Annotated in this window: 1 protein-coding gene; it reads left to right on the forward strand. The window is 43.1% G+C overall.

Features of this window, described 5'->3' with window-relative positions; all coding sequences use genetic code 11:
* Positions 1–306: hypothetical protein (locus BN93_RS18885; RefSeq protein ID WP_232211225.1), on the forward strand; the 306-nt coding region annotated here is incomplete at its 5' end.
* Positions 307–738: the final 432 nt, after the last annotated feature.

Consider the following 738-nt stretch of genomic DNA (forward strand, 5'->3'; position numbering starts at 1 on the left):
GGCGGCCTTTTGGAATTAATATTCATTTTGTCGCATTCACTGGCTAACCCCTTTTTGCATCAAAACAAACCTTCGCGAGAATCGATTTTTTGCGACAGGATGAGCGGTTGGTGGACAAAAAAGGCACTCATAATGTTAAAATTCTTGCTGAAAACTAGACAAAAGACGATTGTGCCGTATAAGCATGCATGGCAATGGCGCGGAAAGCATGTTCGCTTACTTCAGCCAGCGCGAGCGGTTGTGGGGCATGCTAATCACGGCCAACGAAGACAGCATCATGAAAATGCGGAAGTAATCTGCCATTGAGATCCGGTTTTCAAATGGTAGAGAAGGCATTGAATATCTTCCGCCAGAACACGTTTTAAGGCATAGCCGCGTTTTGGCACAGGCGAATGGGGCGTGATTTCAGATTACAACGCATCTTTGTGAACTGCTTCGTATGTGGGAGGGGTGATTGTCTGGGGTGTACAATACAGAGATGGTAAACTCCTCTCCATTTATAGAAACATTAAAGTTCAAGACGACTTCTGCTAGTGTGCCTACGACCTCACGCTCATCAACTCACAAGCTCATCAACTCACAAGCTCATCAACTCACAAACTCATCAACTCACAAGCTCATCAACTCACAAACTTGTCCGCTTATATATTAATAAGGTGTACGTCCCTGTTATGTTATCAATGTGTAAAGAAACTCAAAAACTTGCATTGTGGTTCGATATTTTTCTTAAAAAGGTTT

It is taken from the genome of Prevotella conceptionensis 9403948, assembly GCF_000312305.1.
GTDB classification, from domain to species: domain Bacteria; phylum Bacteroidota; class Bacteroidia; order Bacteroidales; family Bacteroidaceae; genus Prevotella; species Prevotella conceptionensis.